Source organism: Rhodanobacter fulvus Jip2 (assembly GCF_000264315.1).
In the GTDB taxonomy this organism is placed as follows: domain Bacteria; phylum Pseudomonadota; class Gammaproteobacteria; order Xanthomonadales; family Rhodanobacteraceae; genus Rhodanobacter; species Rhodanobacter fulvus.
The window spans coordinates 1-4,108 of sequence record NZ_AJXU01000032.1; the positions used below are offsets into that span (position 1 = coordinate 1).

Here is a 4,108-nt window from a genome sequence, read left to right on the forward strand (position 1 = left end):
TTCCCGATTCCCGATTCCCTCAGAAATCCTTCTGCACACTGAGATAAACGCCGCGGCGCGGGGCGAACTGCGGGGCGCCGACACCGATGCCACTGCCGTCGCGCAGCGCGTAACTGCGGTCGAGCGCGTTGAGCAGCGCCAGTTGCGTGTGCAGCTTGCCGTTGTCGCCCAGCATGAAGTCATGCGCGACGTTGAGGTTCAGCTGGAAATACGCCGGCAACGAGGCACCGTTCGGCACGTCGCCGTCCTTGCGCAGGCCGCTGCCGAACAGGTAGTCGGCGCCAACCCTGGTTTGGTCGTCCCATGCGTAGTGGATGCCGCCGGATGAGGTCAGTTTCTGGTCGTGATCGAGCTGGATCCAGTGGTTGTCGACATAGGTCAGGTCAGCCGGATCGAAGTTGTACTGGCTGGTGATGATGCGCTTGCCGATGGCCTTGCCCAGCGAGGCATTGAAGTACGCCGACAGCGGCCCCTGCGCGTAATTGACGGTGAATTCCACACCCTTCACCCGGCCGGCGGCGTAATTGAAGGTGGAATAGACCAATGCCGAGCCGAACTGGCCCTCATCCTGCAAGCGCTGCACCTTGCGGTAGTAGGCGTCCACGCCGATGGTCCAGGCCGTGCCGATGCTTTGCTGGATGCCGGCATCGAAATAGTCCGAGCGCTCGGCCAGCGGGATGTTGTTGCCGGTGTCGGCCACCGCATTGGTGGTGCCGTCGAACTTCGCGATGTTGCTGCTGGCGATCATCTCGGTGGCCGGCGGCGTGAAATAGCGCGAGTAGCCGGCGTGCACCACGGTGCTGTCGCTGGCCTGCCACACCAGTCCCAGGCGCGGGCTCAGCTGGCTCTCGGTGCGGGTCAGCTGGTACTGGTCGCCGCGCAGGCCGTAGTTCAGCGTCCAGTCCTCACCGATATTCCATTCGTCCTGCACGTAGGCGGACCAGGTCCGGGCGATCAGACGACTGTTGTCGAGGATGTTGAGCGGCGTGGTGCTGGCCTGGTTGCCGTCGGCATCGGCGGGAAACACCCACGCGTCGTTGCCGCTGGCGGCGCGCTCGAAGCTGCCGTAGAGGCCATAGCGCAAGGTGTGGCTGCTGCCCATCGGCATCGCGAAATCCGCCTGCAAGGTGCTGGCGCGATTGCTGCGGCCGACGTCGGAGGCGATGCCGTTGAACATCAGTTCGCCGATCCGGTCCGGGCTGTAGACCACGCTGGTGTAGCGCTGGCCCAGCGACACCTGGTAGTTGGTCGCGCCCATCTTGCCCTGCAGGGCCAGCACGCCGAAACGGGTGTTTTCGCGCTGGCGCTCGTTCAACGCGGCCGAATCGAAATCCACGGTGTCGAGGTAGCCGAACGCCGGTTGCTGGTTCGGGTTGTTGGGGATCTCGAAGCGGTTGTTACTGACACCGAACAGGAAGCTGAGGCGGGTGCTGTCGTTGATCAGGTAGCTGATGTCGCCAAAGCCGCGGGCCTGGTTGGTGTGGTCGTGGATGGGCTTGCGGCTGGCGGTGGGGTTTTCGATGCCGGCGTCGTTCTCCATGGTGTTGCCGGTGAAAAACCAGCTCCAGCGATCGGCATTGCCCCAGATCGACGCGTTCGGATTGAGCGTGCCGAACGAGCCGCCGGTGATGCCCACGCTGCCGCCGTTGCCCAGCTCATGGCCGCTGCGGGTGGTGATGTCGACCACCGCCGCCGTGCGCAGGCCGTACTGCGCCGGCAATGCGCCGTCGAGCAGCTTCACGGTCTGGATCGTGCGCGTATCCAGGGTCTGGCCGAAGCCGGAAATCGACTCGGGAATGATCACGCCGTTGATGCGGTATTGCAGGTTGGCGTGGTCACCGCGCACATGCAGGCCGCCGTACGAATCCTGCACCACGCCGGGCGCCTGCAGCAGCACCTGGTTCATCGGCGTGGATGCGCCCAGCGGCAGTTGCGCGATCGCCTTGTGATCGATCACGTACTGGCTGCTGCCGGTGTCGGGCGACAGCGCGTTGCGCGCCTGGTCCAGCGCGGCCGACACGTCGATGACGCTGAGATTCTGCGCATGGCTCTCCTGGGGCAGCGCGGTCGCCGCTGGCGTATCGGCCGCAAGAACGGAGGGGGACGGCACGGCCAGCGCGAGCGCGAGGCTCGCGGCGAGCAGGGAAGGCTTCATCGGGGATTCCAGTCTGGCGGAGATGTCTTTTTGTTATGTTATAACATATCCATCAAGCGGCAAACGCTGCCTGTGCCGAAAGGCATGTGCCCCGCCTTTCTGTGGGACAGGGGCACGCTGCCCCACCCGCGCTTCACGTCGCGTGCCTACACTGGCGAACCAGCGCGCCCACCGGCACGCCGCCACGGAGTCCGCATGCCAAGTCGCAGCGAAAACGTACCCGCCACCCTCATGCCTACCGACCACGGCCGCATCGCGCAGGCCGTGCTGGACTTCGTCAGCCAGGTGCCATCGAGCCGGATCGGCCACAGCACCGACCCCGACAGCGAGGCGCGCAAGCTCGCCACGCGCGCGGCCCAGCGCGCGGCGCTGGCGGCCGGTTCACTGGCCTTGCCGCCCGGCCCGCTGGGCTGGCTGACCTTGCTGCCGGAGCTGGTGGCGATCTGGAAAATCCAGGGCCAGATGGTCAGCGACATCGCCGCCGCCTACGGCCGGCACGCCACGCTGGGACGCGAGCAGATGTTGTGGTGCCTGTTCCGGCATACCGCGGCGCAGGCGTTCCGCGACCTGGTGGTGCGCATGGGTGACCGCCTCATATTCCGCCGCATGTCGCACAGCGTGGCGCAGCGGGTGGCGCGCCAGGTGGGCGTCAAGATCACCCAGCGCACGTTGAACAAGGGCCTCTCGCGCTGGCTGCCGGTGATCGGCGCGCTGGGCGTGGGCGCGTATGCGTACTACGACACCGGGCAAGTGGCGCAAACCGCGATCGAGATGTTCGAGAGCGAGATTGCCATCGAAGGTGAGGCCGACGATGGCGACGGCGCCGCGCCAGCCAGGCCGAAAGTGAAGTCGTCGCGCAGCAGCGCGGGCAAGTCCGTCGCCGGCGCCGCACGCAAGGTGGCGGGCACCGCGCGCAAGGCGGCCGGCGCGGCGCGCAGGACGGTCAGCCGGAAACCACGCAAACCCGAGCCGGAATGAGCCTGGCCGTGGCGCGGCGGATGACGCCCGCCCGGGCTTTGCGGCAAGCTGTGGGTCGAATCGTCGTGGAACCGATGCATGAAGTCGCGCACTGAACGTCCCGTCGTCCTGATCACCGGCGCCGCCCGCCGCGTGGGTGCGGTGATCGCGCACACGCTGCATGCGGCCGGCTACGACGTGGCGCTGCACTACCGCCACTCCGCCGCCGAGGCCACCGCGCTGGCCGACGCGCTGGAACGGCAACGTGCGGGCAGCACCTTGCTGCTGCAGGGCGAGCTCGCCGATACCGCCGCGCTGCCCGCGCTGGTCGAATCGTTGCTGGCGCATTACGGCCGGCTCGATGCGCTGGTCAACAACGCTTCCGCGTTCTACCCCACGCCCGTGGGCGAGGCCACGCCGACGCAATGGAACGAGCTGTTCGCCTCCAACGCGCAGGCGCCGTTCTTCCTCAGCCAGGCGGCCGTGCCCGCGCTGCGCGAGGCACAAGGCGGCATCGTGAATTTGCTGGACATCTATGCCGAGCGGCCGCTGGCGAACCACCCCTTGTATTGCATGGCCAAGGCCGCGCTGGCGGCGATGACGCGTTCGCTGGCACTGGATCTGGCGCCACTGGTGCGCGTCAACGGCGTGGCTCCCGGCGCCGTCATGTGGCCGAGCGACGGCAAGCCTTATGACGATCAACAGGCCATGCTGGCACGCACGCCCATGCAGCGCGCCGGCACGCCCGAAGACGTGGCCGGCGCGGTGCTGTGGTTGTTGCGCGATGCGCCGTTCGTGACCGGCCAGGTGTTGCGCGTGGATGGCGGACGCACGCTGTCGGTGTAGCGGCGCAAACGCACGAGCGGCACCAGCACCAGCACCAGCACCAGACTTTCCTTCCCCCGCTTGCGGGGGAAGGTGCCGAAGGCGGATGGGGGGACGCTCGTGATCTTGTTTTTTTAAAGGCGAAAAGCGCCCCCTTCAGCCCTCCGGGCA

The 4,108-nt window shown here is 67.0% G+C and carries 3 protein-coding genes; 2 read left to right on the forward strand and 1 reads right to left on the reverse strand.

The window, feature by feature from the left end:
• Positions 1-19: 19 nt before the first annotated feature.
• Complete coding sequence (locus UU9_RS08735) at positions 20-2,155, reverse strand: TonB-dependent receptor (protein WP_007081381.1); 2,136 nt, start codon at positions 2,153-2,155, stop codon at positions 20-22.
• 195 nt (positions 2,156-2,350) lie between these two features.
• Between UU9_RS08735 and UU9_RS08740 the strand changes: the two genes are divergently transcribed.
• Both UU9_RS08740 and UU9_RS08745 read left to right on the forward strand, forming a co-directional pair.
• A complete protein-coding gene (locus tag UU9_RS08740; RefSeq protein WP_007081382.1) occupies positions 2,351-3,133 on the forward strand; it encodes a hypothetical protein in 783 nt (260 codons plus the stop codon).
• Positions 3,134-3,211: 78 nt separating this feature from the next.
• The gene (locus UU9_RS08745; protein ID WP_007081383.1) at positions 3,212-3,958 is read left to right on the forward strand and encodes a pteridine reductase; all 747 of its coding nucleotides are present in this window, start codon (positions 3,212-3,214) and stop codon (positions 3,956-3,958) included.
• The last annotated feature ends 150 nt before the right edge of the window (positions 3,959-4,108 follow it).